At 64.2% G+C, this 21814-nt stretch carries 18 protein-coding genes and 2 pseudogenes; 9 read left to right on the forward strand and 11 right to left on the reverse strand.

Annotated features, from left to right (window positions below):
• Positions 1-31: 31 nt before the first annotated feature.
• Positions 32-1417: a M20 family metallopeptidase gene (locus SO180_RS03930; RefSeq protein WP_449377507.1), complete on the reverse strand. Its 1386-nt coding sequence runs from the start codon at positions 1415-1417 to the stop codon at positions 32-34.
• 211 nt (positions 1418-1628) lie between these two features.
• Between SO180_RS03930 and SO180_RS03935 the strand changes: the two genes are divergently transcribed.
• A complete protein-coding gene (locus SO180_RS03935; RefSeq protein WP_449377508.1) occupies positions 1629-3008 on the forward strand; it encodes an LLM class flavin-dependent oxidoreductase in 1380 nt (459 codons plus the stop codon).
• A 92-nt stretch (positions 3009-3100) separates the two neighbouring features.
• On the opposite strand, the gene SO180_RS03940 is transcribed toward SO180_RS03935, so the two are convergent.
• The 4 genes from SO180_RS03940 to SO180_RS03955 all read right to left on the reverse strand — a co-directional run bounded on the left by SO180_RS03940 (position 3101) and on the right by SO180_RS03955 (position 8467).
• The gene (locus tag SO180_RS03940; RefSeq protein ID WP_449377509.1) at positions 3101-4762 is read right to left on the reverse strand and encodes a thiamine pyrophosphate-binding protein; all 1662 of its coding nucleotides are present in this window, start codon (positions 4760-4762) and stop codon (positions 3101-3103) included.
• A 283-nt stretch (positions 4763-5045) separates the two neighbouring features.
• Positions 5046-5549 carry a GFA family protein gene (locus tag SO180_RS03945; RefSeq protein WP_449377510.1) on the reverse strand — a complete coding sequence of 168 codons (504 nt, stop codon included), beginning with the start codon at positions 5547-5549 and terminating at the stop codon, positions 5046-5048.
• A gap of 174 nt (positions 5550-5723) precedes the next feature.
• Entirely contained in the window at positions 5724-6851 is a 1128-nt protein-coding gene (locus tag SO180_RS03950; RefSeq protein ID WP_449377511.1) for an alkene reductase, read from the reverse strand.
• 119 nt (positions 6852-6970) lie between these two features.
• Entirely contained in the window at positions 6971-8467 is a 1497-nt protein-coding gene (locus SO180_RS03955; RefSeq protein ID WP_449377512.1) for an aldehyde dehydrogenase family protein, read from the reverse strand.
• A gap of 198 nt (positions 8468-8665) precedes the next feature.
• Here SO180_RS03955 and SO180_RS03960 point away from each other — a divergent pair.
• Positions 8666-9515: pseudogene (locus SO180_RS03960) on the forward strand (SDR family NAD(P)-dependent oxidoreductase).
• Between the two features lie 163 nt (positions 9516-9678).
• On the opposite strand, the gene SO180_RS03965 reads toward SO180_RS03960, so the two are convergent.
• From SO180_RS03965 to SO180_RS03980, 4 genes are all read right to left on the reverse strand, one after another.
• Positions 9679-9885: a hypothetical protein gene (locus tag SO180_RS03965; RefSeq protein ID WP_449377513.1), complete on the reverse strand. Its 207-nt coding sequence runs from the start codon at positions 9883-9885 to the stop codon at positions 9679-9681.
• Between the two features lie 71 nt (positions 9886-9956).
• The gene (locus tag SO180_RS03970; RefSeq protein WP_449377514.1) at positions 9957-10370 is read right to left on the reverse strand and encodes a Rieske (2Fe-2S) protein; all 414 of its coding nucleotides are present in this window, start codon (positions 10368-10370) and stop codon (positions 9957-9959) included.
• A 7-nt stretch (positions 10371-10377) separates the two neighbouring features.
• The gene (locus SO180_RS03975; RefSeq protein ID WP_449377515.1) at positions 10378-11490 is read right to left on the reverse strand and encodes an amidohydrolase family protein; all 1113 of its coding nucleotides are present in this window, start codon (positions 11488-11490) and stop codon (positions 10378-10380) included.
• A gap of 68 nt (positions 11491-11558) precedes the next feature.
• Positions 11559-12620 (reverse strand): amidohydrolase family protein, encoded by a 1062-nt coding sequence (locus SO180_RS03980; RefSeq protein ID WP_449377516.1) that lies wholly within the window; start codon positions 12618-12620, stop codon positions 11559-11561.
• A 261-nt stretch (positions 12621-12881) separates the two neighbouring features.
• Between SO180_RS03980 and hydA the strand changes: the two genes are divergently transcribed.
• A complete protein-coding gene (gene hydA / locus SO180_RS03985; RefSeq protein WP_449377517.1) occupies positions 12882-14336 on the forward strand; it encodes a dihydropyrimidinase in 1455 nt (484 codons plus the stop codon).
• 150 nt (positions 14337-14486) lie between these two features.
• A pseudogene (locus SO180_RS03990) lies at positions 14487-15017 on the forward strand (sensor histidine kinase); the annotation flags it as partial.
• 7 nt (positions 15018-15024) lie between these two features.
• On the opposite strand, the gene SO180_RS03995 reads toward SO180_RS03990, so the two are convergent.
• Entirely contained in the window at positions 15025-15171 is a 147-nt protein-coding gene (locus SO180_RS03995; protein WP_254098688.1) for a hypothetical protein, read from the reverse strand.
• Positions 15172-15344: 173 nt separating this feature from the next.
• On the opposite strand from SO180_RS03995, the gene SO180_RS04000 reads away from it, so the two are divergent.
• The 4 genes from SO180_RS04000 (at position 15345) to SO180_RS04015 (ending at position 18736) form a co-directional block, all read left to right on the forward strand.
• On the forward strand, positions 15345-15755 hold the full coding sequence (locus SO180_RS04000) for a DUF3606 domain-containing protein (protein ID WP_449377518.1): 411 nt from the start codon (positions 15345-15347) through the stop codon (positions 15753-15755).
• 1 nt (position 15756) lies between these two features.
• Positions 15757-16245, forward strand: coding sequence for a hypothetical protein (locus SO180_RS04005; RefSeq protein ID WP_449377519.1), 489 nt, complete (start codon positions 15757-15759; stop codon positions 16243-16245).
• 192 nt (positions 16246-16437) lie between these two features.
• Complete coding sequence (locus SO180_RS04010) at positions 16438-17367, forward strand: alpha/beta hydrolase (protein WP_449377520.1); 930 nt, start codon at positions 16438-16440, stop codon at positions 17365-17367.
• A gap of 148 nt (positions 17368-17515) precedes the next feature.
• Positions 17516-18736: an ABC transporter substrate-binding protein gene (locus tag SO180_RS04015; RefSeq protein ID WP_449377583.1), complete on the forward strand. Its 1221-nt coding sequence runs from the start codon at positions 17516-17518 to the stop codon at positions 18734-18736.
• Between the two features lie 9 nt (positions 18737-18745).
• Here SO180_RS04015 and SO180_RS04020 read toward each other — a convergent pair whose 3' ends face one another.
• Positions 18746-20308 carry an adenylate/guanylate cyclase domain-containing protein gene (locus SO180_RS04020; protein ID WP_449377521.1) on the reverse strand — a complete coding sequence of 521 codons (1563 nt, stop codon included), beginning with the start codon at positions 20306-20308 and terminating at the stop codon, positions 18746-18748.
• A gap of 190 nt (positions 20309-20498) precedes the next feature.
• Here SO180_RS04020 and SO180_RS04025 point away from each other — a divergent pair, with 190 nt between their 5' ends.
• Positions 20499-21590, forward strand: coding sequence for an enolase C-terminal domain-like protein (locus SO180_RS04025; protein WP_449377522.1), 1092 nt, complete (start codon positions 20499-20501; stop codon positions 21588-21590).
• Positions 21591-21814: the final 224 nt, after the last annotated feature.

Here is a 21814-nt window from a genome sequence, read left to right on the forward strand (position 1 = left end):
GGATTAGAATGTGACTTTCGGAGCCCTTCACCTAGCCGAGCGGACGGGGTAGCTCCCCGAGGTCCCAGAACAGACCGGCCATGACGGTCAGCGCCTCCTCTGTCAATGGCATCAGGATGTGCTCGTTTGGCGCATGCTGGGAGCAGCCGGGATAGGAATGCGGCACCCAGATCGTCGGCAGGCCCAAAATCTCGGAGAACACGTCGTTCGGCAATGAGCCGCCGAAATTCGGCAGGATCGCCGGCGCTTTGCCGGTCGTCGCTTGCACGGAGTCCGCGGCCCATTTGATCCAGGGGCTGTCGAAATCGGTGCGCGAGGCGGCAAAGCTCTGCGCCGCCCGCACCTCGACCATCGGAAATCCCTTTGCGGCGAGATGGGCGCGGATCGCGTCGATCATACCGTCGATCTTCGTGCCGACCACGAAGCGCAGTTGCAGCACGGCGTTGGCGTGGCCGGGAATCGCATTTGCCGGCTTCTCGATGTTGCCCGACGACATCGCCAGCACTTCGAGTGTGTTCCAGGCATAGAGCCGCTCCGCTGCCGACAATCCGTCCTCGCCCCAGTTTTCGGCGAGCGTAGGCTCGTCTTCCGTCGGCTCGACTTTAACGTCAGCAAGGATGGTGCGGATCTGGTTCGTGAGGCGCGGCGGCTTCAGGGCCTCGAGCTGGAGGCGGCCATGGCCGTCGACCAGCGTGGAAATCGCGTTCACCAGGATCGTCGCCGGGTTGGCGAGCACGCCACCCCAATTGCCTGAGTGATTTCCGCCATCGCGCAGGTTGACGTCGAGGTGGATGCGGATGCCGCCGCGGCAGCCGAGGAACAGCGTCGGGCGATCCGCCGACAGGCGCGGCCCGTCGGAGGCCATGAAGAGATCGGCCTTCAGCGCCTCGCGGTTGAGATCGCAGACCTTGCCGAGATCGGGCGAGCCGATCTCCTCGCCCATCTCGACGACGAATTTGGCGTTGAAGCCGAGCTTGCCGCCGCGTGCCGCGCGCACCGCGCGAAGTGCGGCCATGTTGATGCTGTGCTGGCCCTTGTTGTCGGCGGTGCCGCGTCCATAGACGCGAATACCTGATGTCGTCGTGCGCCAGGGATCGCGATTGTCGCGCCACTCGCCCTCCATGCCGTCGACGACGTCGCCATGGCCATAGATCAGAACGGTCGGCGCGGACGCGCTCTCGATATGCTCGGCAATCAGGAACGGCGCCTTGCCGCTCGGCGATTCCACCAGCCGGCTCGCGAAGTCGAGCGCGGCAAAGGCAGGCTGCATCTCCTGTTCCAGATAGGCACGCAGCTCGGCGCCGCGCGAGGCGCTCTGGCTCTCGGTGCGATAGGCGACGCGGCGGTCGAGCTCTGCGAGGAACGCCCCGGATGAGAAATCCTCACGGGCGCGGGCGATGGCGTCGGCTCTGGTCATTTCGTTCTTTGTCAAGCCTGGATTTGGAACAAGCGTAGCGGGATACGCCGTCTTTCGGAAGTGGCGGGGGTTGGCAATTGACTCTTGCTAATGGCCGGAGCTTCTTGAATTTGGCCCTTGCCGAGAGCAAGCCGGATGCAAGAACTTGGCCAACTGCCCGGCACCGATAGCATCGAGGCAAGTCCAGGTATAGTGGCGCCGAGGGACAAGCATGGCAAAAGAAATTCGGCTCAACGCCTTTGCGATGAATTGCGTCGCGCATCAATCGCCGGGCCTGTGGACCCATCCGCGCGACCGCACCGCCGAATACAATCGCCTGCCCTACTGGATCGATCTGGCGAAGACGCTGGAGCGCGGCCGCTTCGACGGCTTGTTCCTGGCCGACGTGCTCGGCGTCTATGACGTCTATGGCAACAGCCCCGATGCCGCACTACGCAACGCAGCGCAAACGCCGTCGAACGAGCCGCTGCTGCTGCTCTCGGCGATGGCCGCGGTGACGCAGAATCTCGGTTTTGGCGTTACCTCCAACCTCTCCTTCGAGCCGCCCTATCCCTTCGCGCGGCGGATGTCGACGCTCGACCATCTGACCGAGGGGCGGATCGGCTGGAACGTCGTCACCGGCTATCTCGACAGCGCGGCGCGCGCCGCCGGCAAGGACAAGCAGACCGCGCATGATGATCGCTACGACATTGCCGACGAATATATGGAGGTCGTCTACAAGCTCTGGGAAGGAAGCTGGGAGGATGATGCGGTGCTGCGCGACCGCGCGCGCGGCATCTTCACCGATCCGGCAAAGGTGCATCGCGTCGCGCATGAGGGCAGGAATTTCCGGCTCAACAACACGATTCATCTGAGCGAGCCGTCGCCGCAACGCACGCCCGTGCTCTACCAGGCCGGCACCTCGCCGCGCGGCCGGCAGTTCGCGGCCCAGCATGCCGAATGCGTGTTCATGTCCGGACCATCCGCGAAGGTGATCGCACCGCGCGTTGCTGCCATCCGTCAGACGGCGGCCGAGCTCGGGCGCAACCCGGCCGAGATCCTGATGTTCTCGATGATGACGCTGATCCTCGGGCGGACCGAGACTGAGGCGAAGGAGAAATACGCCGACTACCGCCGCCACATCAGCCCCGAAGGCGCACTGGCCCTGATGTCCGGTTGGACCGGCGTCGATTTTTCCGGCTACGAGCTCGATCAGCAGGTCCGTCACGTGCAGAACGATGCCGGCCGCAGCGCGATGGACAACGTCACCCGCGCCGATCCCGATCGCGTCTGGACCGTGCGCAACGTCATCGAGCATGTCGGCATCGGCGGTGCCGGCCCGGTCGTGGTGGGAACGCCGGAGATGGTCGCCGACAGGATCGAGGAATGGTTCGAGGCCACCGACGTCGACGGGCTGAACGTAGCGTTTGCGATCTCGCCCGGCGATTTCGAGGATATCGCCGACATGCTGGTGCCGGAGCTGACCCGGCGCGGCCGCTACAAGGCGGAGTACGCGAAGGGCACGCTGCGGGAAAAACTGTTCGGAGGAGGCCGCGCCCGGCTCACCGCGCCGCACCCGGCCGCGGGTTATCGGGTGGGGAGGAAAGGGTAGGCTGGCTACTTTGCATGGGGTTGTTTTTCAGATTTTTGTCTCGATTGCGGGTCCTGGCTTTCGCCAGGACGACATTGGGGAAGCCTCGTACCCTACACCTTCCCGTCCACCATCACCTCGATCAGCTTGGTGCCGGGGCGGTTGAAGGCGGACGACAGCGTGGACTTCAACTCGGCAGGATCGTTCACCCTGATCGCCTCGCATCCCAGTGACCGCGCGATCCCGGCAAAATCCACCGGCGGGTCGACGAAATCCATGCCGACGTAATTGTCATCGCCGTGGAAGGCGAGCAGGCGTTGCTTGATGATGCGGTAGCCACCATTGTTGGCGATCACGATCGTCAACGGCAGCTTGTGGTGGGCGGCGGTCCAGAGCGACTGGATCGAATACATCGCGCTTCCATCGCCGGAGAAGCAGACCACAGGCCGCATTGGGTTGGCCAGGCTGATGCCGACGGAGGCCGGCAGGCCCCAGCCGATGCCGCCGGAGGCAAGGCCGTGATAGCCGTAGCGGTCGCGATGCGGGCGCAGGCTCGCGATCTGGCGGCCGGAGGTGAGGCCCTCATCCACGAGGATGGCGTTGTCGGGCATCGCCTCGACCATTTGCAACGTCAGCCAGTCGGGGTCGATAGGCGAGCGGTCCCTCGCCTTCGTGATCTGCTCGACCAGCGCGGCGCGGCGTGCGGTCCAGTTCTTCGGCGCAAGTTCGGCGAGACGTTCTTTCGCGCGCCGCTCCAGCGCCGCGCCACCCATTTCCTTGAGCACCGGCATCAACGCGCGCAGCGTTTCCCTCACGTCAGCCTTGAGCGCGATCTCCGCGCCAAAATTCTTGGCGATCTCCCAATCGGCGAGACCAACCTGCACGATGGATAGTCCATCCGGCAGCGGGTCGACCTCGCTGTAGACCGACATCCGCAACGGATCGCCGCCCAGCGCGATGAGCAGATCGTAAGACGCAAGCGTATCGCGCGCCACCTTCTGGAGGCGCGCAAGCGTACCGACGAAACTCGGGCTCTCGGAGAGAAAATGCGCGCCATAGGCCGTGGACGATTGATAGGCGGCTGCCCCCAAGAGCTCCGCGAGTGAGGCGGCTTCCTTCAGCGCGTCGCTCTTGACCACCTCGTCCATCGTGACGATGACGGGACGCTCGGCCTTCAGGAGTCGTGCGGCGAATGCCTTCAACGCCTCATCAGACGGCCTTGTGTGCGCATCGATGCGGGTGGAACGGCTAAGATCAATGCCCGCTTCGCTATTGAGGATGTCGCCGGGCAACGAGATAAACACGGGGCCGGTCGGCGGCGTGGTCGCGACCTTGGCGGCGCGGCGCACGATGCGCGGCAGGTCCTCCAGGCGCGTCACCTCGACCGCCCATTTCACCAACGGTTCGGCCATCCGCACCAAAGGCCCATAAAGCACCGGCTCCATCAGGCCATGCCCCTGCTCCTGCTGGCCTGCGGTCAAAATCATCGGCGTGCCCGTGAACTGCGCGTTGTAGAGCGAGCCCATGGCATTGCCGAGGCCGGGCGCGACATGGACGTTGCAGGCGACAAGTTGTCCGGAGGCGCGGCTGAAGCCGTCGGCGATCGCAACCACCAGGCTTTCCTGCATCGCCATCACATAGGTGAGATCGAGATGGTCCTTCAGCGCATGCATGATCGGCAATTCGGTGGTGCCGGGATTCCCGAACAGATGCGTGATGCCTTCGTCCTTGAGCAGCGCGAGAAAAGCAGAGCGGCCGGTGATACGGTTCTTCATGTTTCCTCCTGATCTCACGGACGTTGCCGGAGGGCGGGACATGATGGCCGAAGTCGAAGCACGCGCGCAAGGAAGCGCGGTCATGGCTGCGTTGCATGGAAGCGGCAAACTTTCGCTCGCGTGTCCCGGACGCGGCGCAGCATCATGAGCGCGTTTACGCGCATCTTCGACGCTATGGTGATGCGACGCTGAGCCGGGCCCCCTCGCGCACCGCTGTTGCATAGGCCCCGGCTCGGCAGTGCGGCACTTCGCGCCGCACTGCGTCCAGGGCACGAAAGCGGGGCTACATCTCCTCGCGCCCGAGTTCGAACGGGTCCTCGCCGCTAGCGCGCTTCTTCTTTTTCGAGCGCTGCCAGACCACGCCGGGAAAGCCCTTCAGCGGCACCAGCGGCTCGCCGGTATAGGCCCATTCCTGGAGCTCGTCGATCGCGATGTGATAGAGCGGCTGGCGGCCGGTGCGCTCGTTGAACAGTGCGCGGGGAATGTTGACCATGTGCGGGCCGCGCGGGCGCTCATAAGCGATCGGCGTGCCGCAATGCGAACAGAAGCTGCGCGCAGTCCTGGTCGCCTTGTCCTCATAGCGTGTGATCGCGGCTTTTCCGGAGGTGATGCGAAAGCGCTTCTTCCAGCTTCCGACGTAGGTCGCATAGGCCGCGCCATGGGCGCGGCGGCTGGCTGCGGAGTGATCGTGCCAGGCCCAGCGCGCAGGGATGTCGATCTCGAAGGTGACCTTGCCGCACAGGCATTGTCCGGTGGCGGTTCCTGCGGCGACTGCGGCTTTGGCCATGGTGCGTCCCTCATCGTCATTGCGAGGGCAGCGAAGCAATCCAGAAACGTATCCGCGGAAAGACTCTGGATTGCTTCGCTACGCTCGCAATGACGGAGATTGGGTTTTCCGTGGGAGCAATCAATGTAGACCCGTTACCCCGGAGGAGCGAAGCGCAATCCGGGCATGTCAGCGTCAAGCCGGCGTCAGCTCGTCATACACCGGATAATCCGTGTACCCCTTCTCCTCGCCGCCGTAGAACGTCGCGCGATTGTAGGGTGTGATCGGATAGTCGTGCTGGAGGCGGCGCGGCAGATCCGGGTTGGAGATGAAGATGCGACCGAACGCGACGATGTCGGCGTGGCCGTCGGCGATCGCGGCATTCGCCGTTTCGCCGGTGAAGCCTCCGGCAGCGATCAGGAGGCCGTTATAGAGCGGCCGCAACAGCACCATCGCCGATGGCACATTCTGCCAATTGACGTCGGCGCGGCCCGCGCCGCTGGAACGCGGCTCGATGACATGCAGGTAGGCAAGGCCGAGCTTGTCCAGCGCTTTCACGACAAGCGTGTAGAGCGGCATCGGGTCCGGCTCGCCGGAATCATTGGCGATGCCGTACGGCGAGAGCCGTACGCCGACGCGGTTCGCACCCCAGACGTCGATCGCGGCCTGCGTGACCTCGAGCAGCAGGCGCGCGCGATTTTCGATCGAGCCGCCATATTCATCGGTGCGCTGGTTGCTGCGCGACTGCAAAAACTGCTCGAGCAGATAGCCGTTGGCGCCATGGATCTCGACGCCGTCGAATCCGGCAGCGAGCGCGTTCTTCGCAGCCTGCCGGAATGCCTCAACGATGCCCTTGACCTCCTCGGTTTCGAGCGCGCGCGGCGTCTCATAGTCGGCGATCTTGCCGTCGGCGGTCATCGCCTTCATGCCCTCGGCCTTGATCGGAAGCGCAGATGGCGCAACAGGCAGCTCCCCGCCGTGGAAGGAGGAATGCGAGACGCGGCCAACGTGCCAGAGCTGGAGGAAGATGATGCCGCCCTTGGCGTGCACGGCGTCGACGACCTTGCGCCAGCCCGCGATCTGCGCATCTGAATAGATGCCCGGCGTGGCGGGGTTGCCGCGGCCGCGCGAGAGCACGGGCGAGGCTTCGGCGATGATAAGGCCGCCCGGCGTGGCGCGCTGGCCATAATATTCGGCATTGAGGTTGCGCGGCGCAAAGCTCTCGCGCTCGGCCCGCATGCGTGTCAACGGCGCCATCGCGACACGATGCGCAAGCTTGCATGGACCGACTTGCAACGGTTGAAACAACGCCGGGAATTTCATGCTGGCCCCGAATGGCTATGGAAGGATAGGGATCATATAGCGAGGGGCGGCCACCAGAAAAGGTGCCGCCCCTGCAAACGGAATTTTCCGTCCCACGAGATGTGGGACGGAAACGGGCATTACGCCGTCTTGATCCAGACGGCCTTCACGTTGAGATATTCCTCGACGTGCTGCTTGCCGGACTCCCGGCCATAGCCGCTCATCTTGTACCCACCGAACGGAACGGCCGGATCCATCGCCTGATAGCAATTCACCCACACCGAGCCGGCGCGCAGCGACTTTGCAACGTGATGCGCCTTGCTGACGTCACGCGTCCACAGACCCGAGCCGAGGCCGAACATCGTCGCATTGGCGCGCTTGACGAGCTCATCCATGTCCTTGAAGGCGATCGCAGAGATCACGGGGCCAAAGATCTCCTCCTGCGCGATGCGCATGTTGTCCTGGACACCTGCGAATACCGTCGGCGAGACGAAGTAGCCCTTGGCGAGCGCGCCTTCGGTGACGCGGCCGCCGCCGGCAAGCGCCTTGGCGCCTTCCTTCTGGCCGACATCGAGATAGCCGGTGACGCGCTCGAGCTGCTGCTCGGAGACCAGCGGGCCGATCTGGGTGTTGGGATCGAGACCGTTGCCGACCTGCAGCTTCTTGCCGAACTCGGCGACGCGGCCGACGAACTCGTCGTAGATCGCCTGCTCGACGAACAGCCGCGTGCCGGCGCTGCAGATCTGCCCGGAATTGGCGAACACCGCCATCGCCGCGCCCGGCACGGCCGCGTCGAGATCGGCGTCCGCAAACACGATGTCCGGCGACTTGCCGCCCAGCTCGAGCGAGACGCGCTTGAGGTTGCCGGCCGAGGCGCGGATGATCGATTGGCCCGTGATGTGCGAGCCGGTGAAGGCGACCTTGTCGACATCGTGGTGCGAGGCAAGCGCCGCGCCGGCGGTCTCGCCATAGCCCGGCACGACATTGATGACGCCGGGCGGCACGCCGGCTTCGAGCGCGAGCTCGGCGATGCGCAGCGAGGTCAGCGGCGCTTCCTCGGCTGGCTTCAGCACCACGGTGCAGCCGGTCGCAATCGCCGGCCCGATCTTCCAGATCGTCGCGGTGAATGGGCCGTTCCAGGGAATGATGGCGCCGACGACGCCGACCGGTTCCTTCAGCGTGTAGGAGAATATCGCGCCGGGCAGCGAGTTCTCGATGGTCTCGCCATGGATCGCGGTCGTCTGCCCCGCATAGTAGCGGAGCATGCCGAGCACGCGCAGCTTGTAGGAGCGGGTGCGGCTAACGGGCGCGCCCATGTCGAGCGTATCGAGCTGCGCCAATTCGTCGAAATTCTTCTCGATGAGGTCGGCGAGCTTGAGCAGCAGGTTCTGCCGCTCGAACGGCTTGACCTTGCCCCACTGTCCCTCGAAGGCTCGGCGCGCGGCCGCAACCGCACGGTCGATGTCTTCCTTGTCGCCCTCGGCGACGGTTGCGAGCAGCTCGCCGGTCGCGGGGTTGCGGGTCTCGAAGCGCTTGCCCGAGGCCGCATCGACCCATTTTCCGTCGATCAGCATCTGCTTGTACGACCCGTTGGCGAACGGATGGCGCGTGATCGGAATAGCCTGCGACACAGCCATGGCTGCACTCCCTCTGACTGACTTGATTGGGTTCGATCTGGGCGGGATCGTTAGATCGGCCAAAATACAGCGGTGCCGAATGGGCGTAAAGCCGGCGCGGAACGAAGACCTCCCATGCCGACTTGTGCATGGTCGCAGGATTGCCGTGCTATAGGTCGCTCGTCCTCTCATCTGCGCGCCGTGATCCGGAGTATTCCCATGCCGCACCCTGCCCTGTCAGCCAATAACGTTGCCGTGATAACGGGTGGTGCGTCCGGCATCGGTCTCGCCGCCGCGGAACAATTTGCAAGGCGCGGCATGAATCTGCATCGCCGACGTCGACTCGGTACGGCTGACGCAGGCCGAAACAAAGCTGTCATCGATCGCGCCCGGCGGCGCCGATCACGTGATGGCTGCCGTGGTTGATGTCAGCCGGCCGGAGAGCCTGACGGAACTGGAAGCCGCTGTGCAGAAACGCTTCGGCGGAACGGACGTGCTGATGAACAATGCCGGCATCCAGCCGGGCAGCACGATGTTCGGCGAGCCCGACACCTGGCAGCGCGTCGTCGACGTCAACATGTGGGGCATCATCAACAGTGCGCGCATCTTTGCGCCCAGCATGGCCGCACGCGGCAAGGCCGGCCTCATCATCAACACCGGATCGAAGCAAGGCATCACCACGCCGCCAGGCGATCCCGCCTACAACGTCTCGAAGGCCGGCGTGAAGGCGTTCACCGAGGCGCTCCAACACGAACTGCGAAACACCAGCGATTGCCGCATCACGTCACATCTCCTGATCCCCGGCTTCGCCTTCACCGGGCTCACCGCGCGCGGCCGCACCGAAAAACCGGCGGGCGCCTGGACGCCGGAGCAGACAGTCGATTTCATGATTGCTCGGCTCGAAGCCGGCGACTTCTACATTCTCTGCCCGGACAATGACGTGCCGCGCGAACTCGACGAGAAGCGCATGCTGTGGGCCGCCGGCGACATCGTCGAGAACCGCCCGGCGCTCTCGCGCTGGCATCCGGACTATGCGGAGGCGTTTGCAAAGTTCGTGAAAGGCAACTAGGCCTCGCCTCACCATAAGACCCTCATGGTGAGGAGCGCGAAACGCGTCTCCGGACGCATCGCCGGGCGAACCATGAGGCCCGACCGTGGCCAACATCCTTCGAGACGCCCGCTTCTCGCGAGCTCCTAGGATGAGGGGCCGAGCATTGATCGCGCGGGGTCGACTACAGCGTCTCTTGCTGCTGCCCGCATTGCTTGCAGGCGAACTTGACGCGGGTCTGGCCCTTGGGGGCCTGCACCCGGTTCGGTGCGCCGCACTTGCCGCAGAGCGTCTCGATGCGGGTCGTGCCCTGCTTGACGACGATGTTCTTCTTTTCCATCGTCTCGCGGATCAGGCGTTCGGCCTCCTCGCGCAAGGATTGTTTCGACAAAGCTCATCTCCGCCATGAATACGGGCGAGCCTTATCGCAGTTGCGTCGAAATCACAATCGGCAAAGCGGCCTCACACCTCGACGATCACATAGCTGTCTTCAATATGTACCGGAAAGGTCTCAGCGACATACGGGCCCTTCTGCAACTCCTCGCCGCGCTCCACCGCGACCGGATAAGACCGCACCTTTACCCGCGTCGGGTCGAACCAGGACTGGCCATTGCGCATGTCGAATTCCCAGCCGTGCCAGGGGCAGCGCAGGAGCTCGCCGACGCGTGAGCGCTGGTAGACGCCTGGCTCCGGGGAGGTGAGACGCGCGACGCAAGCCGCCTTGTCGAGCGGCGCGCCTTCATGAGGGCAGCGGTTCAACAGCGCGAAGAACTCGCCATTGACGTGGAACACGACGATGTCGCGGCCCGCGATATCGACGACCTTGTTGCCGCCGGGTGGGATCTCCGAGGTGCGGGCGACGATGTGACGGGCCATGCTGGTCTCAGAATTTGTAGACCGCGCGAGCGTTGGCGTTGAAGATCTTCCGCCGCTCGGCCTCGGAGAGCGGCGCCTTGAAGGCGAAGCGCGGATCGTCGAAGTCCCAGTGCGGATAGTCCGACGAGAACAGCAAGCGATCGATGCCGACCCATTCGATCAGCGATCGCAAATGCCGCGCCTCGTCGGGCTCGTCGATCGGCTGCGTCGTGAACCAGAAATGCTCGCGCACATATTCCGACGGCTTGCGCCTCAGATGCGGCACCTCGCGGCGGAAGCGCTCGAAGTGCTGGTCCATGCGCCACACCGCCGACGGGATCCAGCCAAAGCCGCCTTCGATGAAGACGATCTTCAGCTTGGGAAATCGTTCGGGCACGCCCTCGATGACGAGGCTTGCAAGCTGTGCCGCGACGGTGTGCGCATTCGACTGGTGCTCCTCGACGTAATAAGAGGGCCAGCCGCCACCCGTCGGCGCGTGCCCGCCATAGCCGCCGACATGGATGCCGAGCGGCAGGTCGAGCTCCTGTGCACGTTCGTAGATCGGCCAGTAGCGACGGCGCCCGAGCGGCTCGTTGGCACGCGGAGAGACGTTGATCTGGATGTATTCGCCGACCTTAGCGCAGCGATCGATTTCAGCGACCGCAAGGTCGGTGCCGTCCTGCCCGACCAGGATCGATGCCTTCAATCGGGGATCGCGATGCGACCAGAAGGCAAGCTGCCAGTCGTTGATGGCACGCTGGATCGCGGCGCCGAATTCGAGATTCTGCTGCGAGAAGATGAAGAGATCGAGCACCTGCAGGATCCCGAACTCGACGTCGAGCGGATCGAGATGCTGCTTGCGCATGAAGGCGAGATCGGAGCCCGGCGGCCCGCCGGTCGGCGGCCAGGCATCACGCCGCGCGATCAGGGGTGAGGAACGTGGATAGGGCGTCGTGAAGAGATAGGGCGTACGCAGATGACTGCCATATTCCCGGAGATGCTGCTGCCAGCGTTTCGGCAGAAACTCGTTGAGATCGTCAGCCGAGCGAAGGCTTGGATGAACGTCGCAATCGATGATCTTCAGCCGCGTCGCGGCGGACTTGTCTCCCTCCAGCTGCGGGCGGTCGATGACGTCGCTCATGCGATCCTCCGGATATTATTTTGCGCATGATCCTATCGGAAAACCGGCTCCCATTTTTCCGGATCATGCTAGTTCAGTTGCAACCGCCGAAATGTCTCCAGCGGATTGTCAACGCACATTTTCGCGATGATGCTCTTTGGCAGGTTCGGCGGGATCGGATCGTCGCCGTCAAACTGCCAATGCGGATAGTCCGACGCGAACAGGAACATCTTCTCGGAGCCGATCTGATCGATGATCTCCTCGACGCTTCTGGCATCCGCCGGCGCATCAAACGGCTGCATGGTGACGCGGACGTTGTCGCGAATGATCGCTGCCGGCTCGCGCTCGACCCAGGGCACCTCGACACGCACGCCACGCCAGGTCTTGTTGGCGCGCCACATGAAGGCGGGCAGCCAGCTCACGCCCGATTCCATCAGCACGACCTTGAGATCTGGGAATTTGCCGAACACGCCTTCATAGATCAGGCTGAGGAGCTGGGCCTGAAAGGCCTGCGCCTCGACGAAGTAATATTCGTAGCGATGCGACGGCCAACCGGCCGAACTCGGCGCGTAGCGATATTGCGTGCCGGCGTGGATCGCGAGCGGCAGGCTGTACTTCTCGGCAAGCCGATAGACTGGCCAGAAGTGGCGGCGGCCGAGCAGCGTCTCGCCCTGCGCCAGCACAAGGATGGACACAAAGCGGTTGTCGCCGGCACGCCGCTCGATCTCCTCCATGGCGAGATCCGGCGCCTGCATCGGCACGACGATGGACGCCCGCAGGCGCGGATCGCGCGACAGCCATTCGGCAGCGATCCAGTCATTGATCGCCTTGCAGAAGTCCGCAGCCATGTAGGGATCGTAGACGGCCTGCGCGCCATAGAGCACGTTGAGGATGGCGTGGCTGGCGCCGAGTTGATCGAACGTGCCCTTCTGCACCATCGCAAGGTCAGAGCCCGGCCTTGCGCCGCTCGAGGGGCGCCAGTCGGCGCGGCCGGAGAGCGGCATGCTCGGCGGATAGCTGGTGAGATCGAGCCCGTCGATCGCGCGGCTCACCACCTGCTCTTTCCAATGATCGCTGAGATAGGGGAGCAGCGTGGTGCGGGTGCCCCCGACCGCCGGGTGGACATCGCAATCGATGCGCGTCGCCGCCATGGAAAGCTTCCTCGGGCAATCTTTATTGGCGGCGTTGTTCACACCGCGTCCTCAGACTGCTCCGCCGAGGCAGGAATCGCAAGGCACGTGGCCGGAGCGTTAGACATGCCTCCGATGCGTGTTCGCACCTGCAACACGTCCCCGAGTACATCTGCACGCTCAACAACGCTCCAGCCAATGGCTAAAATTTCGCCTGTCGCATGGCGCCCCATGAGCTTAGCCTTCACGTAGCATCCGCCCCCTCCCTTCCCCGGAGTTCCCATGTCCCTCCTCATCCGCGGCGGCACTGTCGTCAATCATGATCATTCGCGACGTGCGGACGTGCTGATCGACGGAGACACCGTCGTCGCGGTTGGCGCATCGATCGATGCGCCGGCGGGCACCGAAATGATCGACGCCGGCGGCTGCTTCGTGATCCCGGGCGGCATCGATCCGCACACTCATCTCGAAATGCCATTCATGGGCACGGTCACGGCCGATGATTTCGAATCCGGCACCAAGGCGGCGCTGACCGGCGGCACCACCATGGTGGTGGATTTCTGCCTGCCCGATCCCGGTCAGTCGATGCTCGCGGCCTATCAGGAGTGGCGGCACAAATCCGAGAAGGCGGCAAGCGACTACGGCTTCCACATGGCGGTGTCGTCATGGTCGAAGCAGATCTTCGACGAGATGGAGACCGTGGTCAAAACCTACGGCATCAACACCTTCAAGCATTTCATGGCCTACAAGGGCGCGCTGATGGTGAACGACGACGAGCTGTACAACTCGTTCGCGCGCTGCGCCCATCTCGGCGCCATGCCGGTGGTGCACGCCGAGAACGGCGACGTCGTGGCGCTGATGCAGGAGGCGTTGATTGCGCGCGGCATCACCGGCCCCGAAGGCCACGCCTATTCGCGGCCGCCGGAGGTGGAGGGCGAGGCCACCAACCGCGCCATCATGATCGCCGACATGACGGGAACGCCGGTCTATATCGTGCACACGAGTTGCCGCGAGGCGCACGAGGCGATCGCGCGGGCGCGCGCGGCGGGAAAGCGCGTCTATGGCGAGCCGCTGATCCAGCATCTGCTGCTGGATGCCGGCGAATATGCGAGCAAGGACTGGGACCATTCCGCGCAGCGCGTGATGTCGCCGCCGTTCCGCGACAAGTCGCACCAGGACAGCCTGTGGGCCGGCCTGCAATCCGGCTCGCTCCAAGTGGTCGCGACCGACCACTGCGCCTTCACGACCGAGCAGAAACGGTTCGGCCGCGACGACTTCCGCAAGATCCCCAACGGCACCGGCGGGCTCGAAGACCGCTTGGCCCTGCTGTGGACGGCAGGCGTCTCCACGGGGCGATTGACGAAGGAAGAGTTCGTCGCGGTGACCTCGGCCAACATCGCCCGCATCCTCAACATCTACCCACGCAAGGGCGCGGTCGCCGTCGGTTCGGATGCCGACCTCGTCGTGTGGGATCCCAAAGCGCACAAGACGATCACTGCCAAACGCCAGATGAGCCGCATCGACTACAACGTCTTCGAAGGGTTTTCCTGCACCGGTGGACCTGCGGTGACGGTCTCGCGTGGCCGGATCGTCTGGAAGGATGGCAACCTGCGTGCCGAAGCCGGCGACGGCCGCTATGTCGAACGTCCGGCGTTCTCGCCGGTGCATGTCGCCAATTCGACCTGGAAGGAGCTGACCGCACCGCGCGGCGTGGAGCGCGGGGCGGTGACGCCGTAGCGCTGCCTTAAGGTTCAGTCGTCAGGCGAGCACGCCCGAGGCGCACTTCACTTGCGCGGAGCGCGGCAACGTCGACCCCGCCCCGTCGCGATCCCTCCGGCGCGCAGTCAAAAACCCGATGAAACTGCGCGGGGGAGCGCCAGTCGGACGCTTCCACCGGCCGAGCAGAAGACGTTCGTCGCCAACATCCTGTCCGATGCCGAGCGGCTGGAAGCGATGGCGCAGCGGCTGCGTGAGCTGGCACGGGCCGAAAGCCTGCCGCAGAACGAGCGCACCGAGCTGGCGCCCGTCATCGACGACCTCAAAAGCCGTTTTCCGGCAGGCACTATCTCCGCCACGGGCAGCCTCGACCGGCCAAGCGGCATGTCCAGCGAGAAGGCGCTGATCGTGCAGTCGCACCTCGCCGACAATGCGATGCGGCATCGCGCCAGACACATCAGGCTGGAAGCGGTCGACGAGCGCACGGCGGTTCGGCTGACCGTGAGCAACGACGGTGAGCCGATCTCAGCGCCGAACCGCGACAGAATCTTTGATGCGTTTTTGACCACCCGGCGGGAGTCGGGCGGTACCGGAATGGGGCTTGCGATTGCGCGCGCGGTAATGGCGAGCCATGGCGGCTCGATCGAGCTGAAGCCGACCGACGAAGGCGCGGCCTTCGAGCTGCAGTTTCCGGCGACCTAAGATGACCTCAGATCGCGAACACCCAGGCGGCGACGATGGTGCCGAGCGTGACCAAGCCTGCGATGGTCCAGCCCGCGGCATATTCCAGCTCGGGATGGCCGGTCGCCCGCATGATCTCGTTCGGATCGGCGGTGTGCTTCCAATGCTCTGCCATGACAGCCTCGCACGTTTCTGTGCTTGTCTTATTAAGTCGCGCGAGGGGCAATTTGGTTCCATCACGGAAATGCGAGGGATCGTACGCGCCCGCGCGGCGCGTAGCAGGACTGCTTTCCTACCGCCGGTGGCATGCTAGACTGCGCGAGCGCATTTCCGCGGCAGGAGGGACGCATGGCCGACAGCAAGTCCAAACGGGGCCGGGCCGATCGTGCCCTGATCGCGCTCGGCGAACGCTACGAGGTCGCCTACTGGTCGAAAAAGTTCAAGATCACGCCGGCCAAGCTGAAATACGCCGTCAAGAAGGTCGGCCACTCCGCCAAGAAGGTCGAGGCCTACATCAAGGTCCAGAAGCACCGCGCTGGCGACAGGATGCGGATCGCGCTCAACGAGCCCTACGAGGTCCGCTACTGGTCGAAGAAATTCAAGATCTCCCCGGCCAGGCTGAAGGCCGCCGTGGCCGCCGCCGGCCATTCTTCGACGAAGGTCGAGGCCTATCTCGTTGGCCAGAAAGCCACGAAGAAGAAGGCGGTCAAGAAAAGAAGAGCCGCGAAGAAGGCGTCCAAGCGCAGGAAGGCGGCCTGAGATGAAGCTCGGGAAGCTGATCCTTGCGGCGTCGCTCGCGTTGGGCGGCGGGTCAGCCGTGCGGGCTGCCGACACCAACTCGACGATCTCCGGCTCGACGGCGCTGGCGCTCGCCGGCGTCATCGCGCCGCTGTCGCCGATCCTGGCATCGGCCGAGAAAAAGGCGATCGCGATGCTGTTCGCCGCCAACAGCGACGTTCCCTACAAGAAACCGATCGTCGTGACCGCCGACCGCATCGTCTGCCGCACCGGCAATGTCGACATCACCGTGCGCAGCTGCGAGGTGACATTTGATAAAAAGGTCAAGACCGTGAACGGCTCCACGGCCAACGAGATCTATGCCACCGAGGCGCTCGCCGGCGTGGCGGCGGACGGCGCGGCGGGATCGAACTTCGAGAGTCTGTCGAAGCTGAGCTGCACGATCGATCCAAACGCCATCCGCCAGAAGGACGGCAGCGGCGCGAGCTGCAAGTTCCAGCCGGGGAATTAGGGCATGATCCGGAAAAGTGTTCCCTCGCCACAAACGCGGAACGCGTTTGCGCGGAGATCATGCTCAAACAACAACCTAAAACGCGTGCTTTGGGGGCGCCGTCAAATCGCCCCAACGGCAACCAATAAGGCTAATTGACGGGCCAAGCCGGAACGCGAGCCGGCGCTTGAGCACTCAGCACGGCACATAACAATGAAAAACTATCTCGCATTTTTCCTCTTGCTGACGATCACGACCGCCTCCGCGCACGGGCCATTTCCAGTCCGGCCGCAACCTCCGTCCGATTTGGCGCGCACAGGCCTCACCGACACTGACACGGCTGCCGGAGGCACGGCCCGGCTGTGCGATCAGGTCTCGTTCTCGCGGCGCCTGCGGTATGGCGATAGCGAGCAGAACGTCCTTGACGTCGCGACCAGCGAGACCAAGGCGGCAACGCCGCAGCCGATCCTGCTGTTCGTGGCCGGCGACAGCTTCACTGGCGATAGCGCCGCACCCGACACGGCGCGCGAGCTCCAGGACGAGGCAATATGCTTTGCCGCGCGCAACGGCATGGTCGGCGTGCGCGTGAACTACCGCCTTGCACCGGCGGCCCCTTGGCCTTCCGGCGCACGCGACGTCGCGGCCGCCCTGTCCTGGATCCACCAGAACGTCGATCTCTTCAACGGCGATTCCCGCGAGATTGTCGCGGTCGGCTATGCCGCCGGCGCCTTCCACGTCGCGAGCCTGCTCGCGCATCAGGAGTTGCAGGGCACCGACACCGATGTCGCCGGCGTCGTGCTGATCTCAGGCATTTATCGCCCGGGCAACGACGCGAGCGACAGCGAGATGGCCTATTTCGGCTCTGACGCCGCCCAATATGACGAGCGCTCCGCCTTTCCGGGCATCCTGAAAGTCGAGGAACCGATCGTGCTGGCCTGGGCCGCGGCCGATCCTGCAGGCCTGGTGACGCAGGGCGAAGCACTGAAGCAGGCGCTTTGCGGCGCCGGCCATTGCCCGCGCACGACCGTCCTGCACACCCGCGACGGCATCGCCTCCGTGTTCGGGCTCGATGGCTCCGCCGACAGCCTCGCCGAGCCGACGCTGCTGCTCGTCCGCCAGCTCGAGGCGCGCGGCTTGCCATAGCCGGCCGGTTTTCGACGTGTCAGCACGGCTGCCGCTTGGATCGACAGCGCTCGGGACACAGGAATGACAAACCCTTGACCTAGATCAAGCGCTCCTGATGCCGATTGCGCCGACCTCCACGAAGGGGTCCAAGATCAAGGTGTCGAACATGCGTGTGACCGGCAAGATGCTGTTCGCGTTGGTGGTCGCTGTCGCCTCGCTGGGCGCCATGTCGCAGCAGCGAGAGGACTCGGCGACCGTCTCCGAGATTCGCATCGGCAACGTCATGCCCTATTCGGGCCCGCTTTCGGAATTCGGGGCGATCGGCAAGGCGGAGGCCGCCTATTTCGACATGGTCAACGAGCGCGGCGGAATCAACGGCCGCAAGGTCCGCTTCATCACGCGCGACGACAATTCCGATCCCGCGACTACCATGGAGCTGACGCGCGGACTGGTCGAGAAGGACGACGTGCTGTTGATGTTCGGCTCGTTCGGTACCCCCGGCAATCTCGCCACGCGCTGGTATCTCAATGAGCGGAAGATCCCCCAGCTCTTCGTCGCGTCCGGCGACGAGGAGCTGAGCCGGCCCCGGGCGTTTCCCTGGACGATGGGCTGGCAGCCCTCCTTCAAGGCGGAGGGGCGCATCTATGCCAACTACATCCAGGCCTATTATCCCCGACGCAAGATCGTTGTGCTCTGGCAGAATGACCAGTTCGGGCGCGACCTGTTCAAGGGTATTGAGGAAGGACTGGGTGACCTCAACCGCTTCGTGGTCGTCGATATCGCCTTCGACATCGCCGACGAGCATCTCGACACGCATGTCTCGGTCCTGAAACAGTCCGGCGCGGAGGTGTTCGTCTTCGCCGGCGTGCCAAGCACCGCCGCCCGCGTCATCAAGCTGGCGGCCGGCTTCAACTGGCATCCGGTCATCATCCTGAACGATGCCGCCGCCTCGATCGCCAATGCGCTGACGCCGGCAGGAACGGAGAATTCGGCTGGCGTGATCTCGGCGGCCTTCCTCAAGGACCCGAGCGATCCGGCCTGGATCGACGATCCCGGCATGAAGGACTGGCTCGCCTTCATGGACAAGTACAACCATCCCGAAAGCCGCAACAACAGCGCCGCGCTGTACGGTTATGCGGCGGCGGAAGCCTTGGCGCAGGTGCTGAAGCAATGCGGCGACGACCTCTCCCGCGACAACGTCATGCGGCAGGCAGCATCGCTTCGGGATTTTCAGCCTTCGGTCGCGTTGCCCGGCATCAAGATGAACACCTCACCGGACAACTACCTGCCGATCAAGCAGATGCGGCTCGAACAGTTCGACGGCCGCTCCTGGCAGTCGTTCGGCGACGTGATCGAGACCGCGTTCACGGAAGGGCTGAAGCGCTGATCGCGCATCTCACGCCGGTTTGAGCGAGGCCAGCGCGTTTTCCAGGAGTGAGCGCACCCGCGCCGCATCGCTCGATTTCAGGACCGAGGGGTCGAGATAGAGCTCCAGGCCCGGAACCCGCTCGGTGATGACGCCGCCTTTTGCGGCGCCCCCATCGCTGAGCGCATCGACCGAATAGGGAATGACCTCGCGGCTGATGCCCTTCATGGTGATGGCCGGCAGCGCGTGCGCCGTGACGACGTCGCTGACCAGCGCGAAGGTCTCGTAGCTGAGCACGATGCCGCCGGGCTCGGCGATCGATTGCAGGCGCGCGGCGAGGTTCGCCTCGGCGCCGATGATCGTGTAGTCCATGCGATCGCTGCTGCCGAAATTGCCGACATTGCAATAGCCGGAATTGATGCCCATGCGCGACTTGAACGGCTGCTCGATGCCGGAGGCGCGCCATTTGGCATTGAGCTCGGCCAGCCGCTGCTGCATGCGCCAGGCCATCCGCAGGCAAGCCTGCGCATCGGCGCGGTCGCCCTTGGTCTCGGGATCGCCGAAGAAAATCAGCATGGCGTCCCCGATGAACTTGTCGATGGTTCCGCCATATTCATGCGCGATCGCCGACATCTCGGTGAAATATTCGTTGAGGAGCTGGGTCAGAAGCTCCGGCTGGAGCCGCTCGGCGGTCGCGGTGAAATTCTGGATGTCGGAGAAGAAGATGGTGAGCTTCTTGCGCTCGGTGTGGATGGTGACGTCCTTCTGCCCGCTGAAGATGCTCTTGTAGACTTGCGGCGGGATGTAGCGCGAGATCTTCATCGAGAGCGAGGCGAGGAAGTCGTTGGCGGATTCGAGCTCCTTGTTCATCGACTTGATGCGGTTGGCCTGGCGGCGCTGCATGGAGAGGAAGGAGAGCCCGCTGCCGGCCGCGATGAAGAGGTATGCGAGCAGGAATTTGAACGAGAAGATGTTGGCCGCGATCGGCTGTGCGATGATCACCTCCTGGATGCCTCTGACGTCGCCGACCTTCCAATCCTTTTTCGGGCTTTCGGGATGGCTGTTGTGGCAGCTCACGCAGGCCGGACCCATCGTCACGGGAGCCACCAGCCGGACCTTGTCGTTGAAGAGTGAAGTTTCCGTCTCGACGATTTTCTTCTCGGGGTCCGTGCGCAAGGCTTCCAGCGCATCCCTCTCGAACTTGTCGAGCTGGTGCGGCGCCCGGTTCTGGAACGGAAAGTCCGAGACGAAGCGGTAAGTGATGTTCTCCTGCTGGGCGCCGATCACGCGCCCGAGCTCAAGCGACAACGTCGCCGGGATCGGGATCGCACCCGGCACGGCTTCGTAATTGTGCACGACTTTGGTGGTGCCGTTGGGATTGGCCAGGATCCGCCCGACCACATTGGTGGCGTAGTAGCTGCGCACGCTCGTGATCACCGAATTGAGGTCGGCGGCCTGCCGGCGCAGCGCGGCCTTGCTGAGCTCGGTCAGGTCGAGCCACACCGCAAGCGGCAGGGCGAGCAAGAGGAAGGCGATCACCACGCCGGTCAAAATGCCGTTCTTGCGCTGCTCTTCGGAGATCGCCTGTTTCACTCTGTGGCTCCGTTGTGTGCGTTCTTGTCGCGATATCGGCGTCCGCGACGCAACATGCGGCGGCACAGAGCCCGTAAACGCAGGCCAGCGCAACCCCATTTTGTGGTGGTCGCGGCAGGCACCTTTTCGTTTCATGACGAATGCTTAAGATCGGCATCAGCCTGCATTGATTGATCCGGAGCCAGTGCCCATGACCGAAACCATCCGTATCAAGCGCTTTGTCGCGCGCCCCGTGATCGTGCCAATGAACCTGCCGCTTCAGACCTCGACCGGCGCGGTCGCGAAAGCGCCGCTCGTGCTGATCGACTGCGAGACCGACCAGGGCGTACGGGGCCACGCCTATCTGTTCTCGATCACGCCGGCCGCCTTGGGGCCATTGACCGCGATGGTCCGCGAGATGGCCGAGATGATCACCGGCGACGAGCTCTTGCCGTTCGAGATCGAGCGCAAGCTGACCCAGCGTTTCACGCTGCTTGGGCTCGCCGGCCTGCAATGCCTGGCGCAATCCGGCATCGACATGGCGGCTTGGGACGCGCTCGCCCGCACACATGGCCTGCCGCTAGCGCGCCAGCTCGGCGGCGCACCGAAGCCGGTCCGCGCCTACAACTCGAAGGGGCTCGGCATCATGCCCGCCGGTGCCGCCGTGGACGAGGCGCAAAAACTGCTCGCCGAAGGCTTTCATGCCGCAAAGATCCGCGTCGGCCGTCCTGATGCGCGGGAAGACCTCAACGTCGTGCGCGCGGTACGCAAGGCGGTTGGCGACCAGGTGACGCTGATGTGCGACTTCAACCAGGCACTCACCGTGGCGGAAGCCATTCGCCGCGGCGAAATGCTCGACGACGAGGGCCTGCTCTGGATCGAGGAGCCGATCCGGCATGACGACTATGCCGGCTGCGCGCGCGTCGCGGACGCGCTCCGCACCCCGATCCAGATCGGCGAGAATTTCGACGGTGCCTTTTCGATGCAATCCGCGCTTTCCGCGGAGGCCTGCGACTTCGTGATGCCTGACGTGCAGCGCATCGGCGGCGTCACCGGCTGGTTGCGCGCCGCCTCGCTTGCGCATGCCGCCGGCATCGAGACGTCGACGCACCTGTTCTCGGAGGTAAGCGCGCATCTGCTCTGCGTCACGCCGACGGCGCACTGGCTGGAATATGTCGACTGGGCCGACGCCGTGCTGGCGACGCGGCTGACCATCAAGGACGGCTTTGCCTTGCCGAGCGAGGACCCCGGCAACGGCATCGCGTGGGACGAAGCGGCCGTGAAGAAATACGTTTTGGTTTGATTGTCCGCTTAGTCTGCCTCTCCGCTATTAGGTCAATGGTGCTGCCCCAGGGACCCGAGTTCCGAAAGTTGCCAAGCGATCCTCTACTCACCATCGTGCGGCCATGCTTTGGTCAAAACTGCATTGAGTGCTTGGCAGGTCGCCGAAGCCGAGGAACTGCGACCGCCCTGTTTCGGGTGACATTGGACCGCGGGCCAGGTCCCGTCACCGCACTTTGAGGCGCC

Source organism: Bradyrhizobium sp. UFLA05-112, assembly GCF_053572325.1.

Excerpts from the sequence above, each read along its gene's own strand:
- SO180_RS03950 (WP_449377511.1), bottom strand. The coding sequence starts at position 6,851 with ATGAAATTCCCGGCGTTGTTTCAACCGTTGCAAGTCGGTCCATGCAAG.
- SO180_RS03975 (WP_449377515.1), bottom strand. The coding sequence starts at position 11,490 with ATGAGCGACGTCATCGACCGCCCGCAGCTGGAGGGAGACAAGTCCGCC.
- SO180_RS03940 (WP_449377509.1), bottom strand. The coding sequence starts at position 4,762 with ATGAAGAACCGTATCACCGGCCGCTCTGCTTTTCTCGCGCTGCTCAAG.
- SO180_RS04005 (WP_449377519.1), top strand. The coding sequence starts at position 15,757 with ATGAAGCTCGGGAAGCTGATCCTTGCGGCGTCGCTCGCGTTGGGCGGC.
- SO180_RS03935 (WP_449377508.1), top strand. The coding sequence starts at position 1,629 with ATGGCAAAAGAAATTCGGCTCAACGCCTTTGCGATGAATTGCGTCGCG.
- SO180_RS03980 (WP_449377516.1), bottom strand. The coding sequence starts at position 12,620 with ATGGCGGCGACGCGCATCGATTGCGATGTCCACCCGGCGGTCGGGGGC.
- SO180_RS03930 (WP_449377507.1), bottom strand. The coding sequence starts at position 1,417 with ATGACCAGAGCCGACGCCATCGCCCGCGCCCGTGAGGATTTCTCATCC.
- SO180_RS04015 (WP_449377583.1), top strand. The coding sequence starts at position 17,516 with ATGCGTGTGACCGGCAAGATGCTGTTCGCGTTGGTGGTCGCTGTCGCC.
- SO180_RS04000 (WP_449377518.1), top strand. The coding sequence starts at position 15,345 with ATGGCCGACAGCAAGTCCAAACGGGGCCGGGCCGATCGTGCCCTGATC.
- SO180_RS03945 (WP_449377510.1), bottom strand. The coding sequence starts at position 5,549 with ATGGCCAAAGCCGCAGTCGCCGCAGGAACCGCCACCGGACAATGCCTG.
- SO180_RS03955 (WP_449377512.1), bottom strand. The coding sequence starts at position 8,467 with ATGGCTGTGTCGCAGGCTATTCCGATCACGCGCCATCCGTTCGCCAAC.
- SO180_RS04025 (WP_449377522.1), top strand. The coding sequence starts at position 20,499 with ATGACCGAAACCATCCGTATCAAGCGCTTTGTCGCGCGCCCCGTGATC.
- hydA (WP_449377517.1), top strand. The coding sequence starts at position 12,882 with ATGTCCCTCCTCATCCGCGGCGGCACTGTCGTCAATCATGATCATTCG.
- SO180_RS03970 (WP_449377514.1), bottom strand. The coding sequence starts at position 10,370 with ATGGCCCGTCACATCGTCGCCCGCACCTCGGAGATCCCACCCGGCGGC.
- SO180_RS04010 (WP_449377520.1), top strand. The coding sequence starts at position 16,438 with ATGAAAAACTATCTCGCATTTTTCCTCTTGCTGACGATCACGACCGCC.
- SO180_RS03995 (WP_254098688.1), bottom strand. The coding sequence starts at position 15,171 with ATGGCAGAGCATTGGAAGCACACCGCCGATCCGAACGAGATCATGCGG.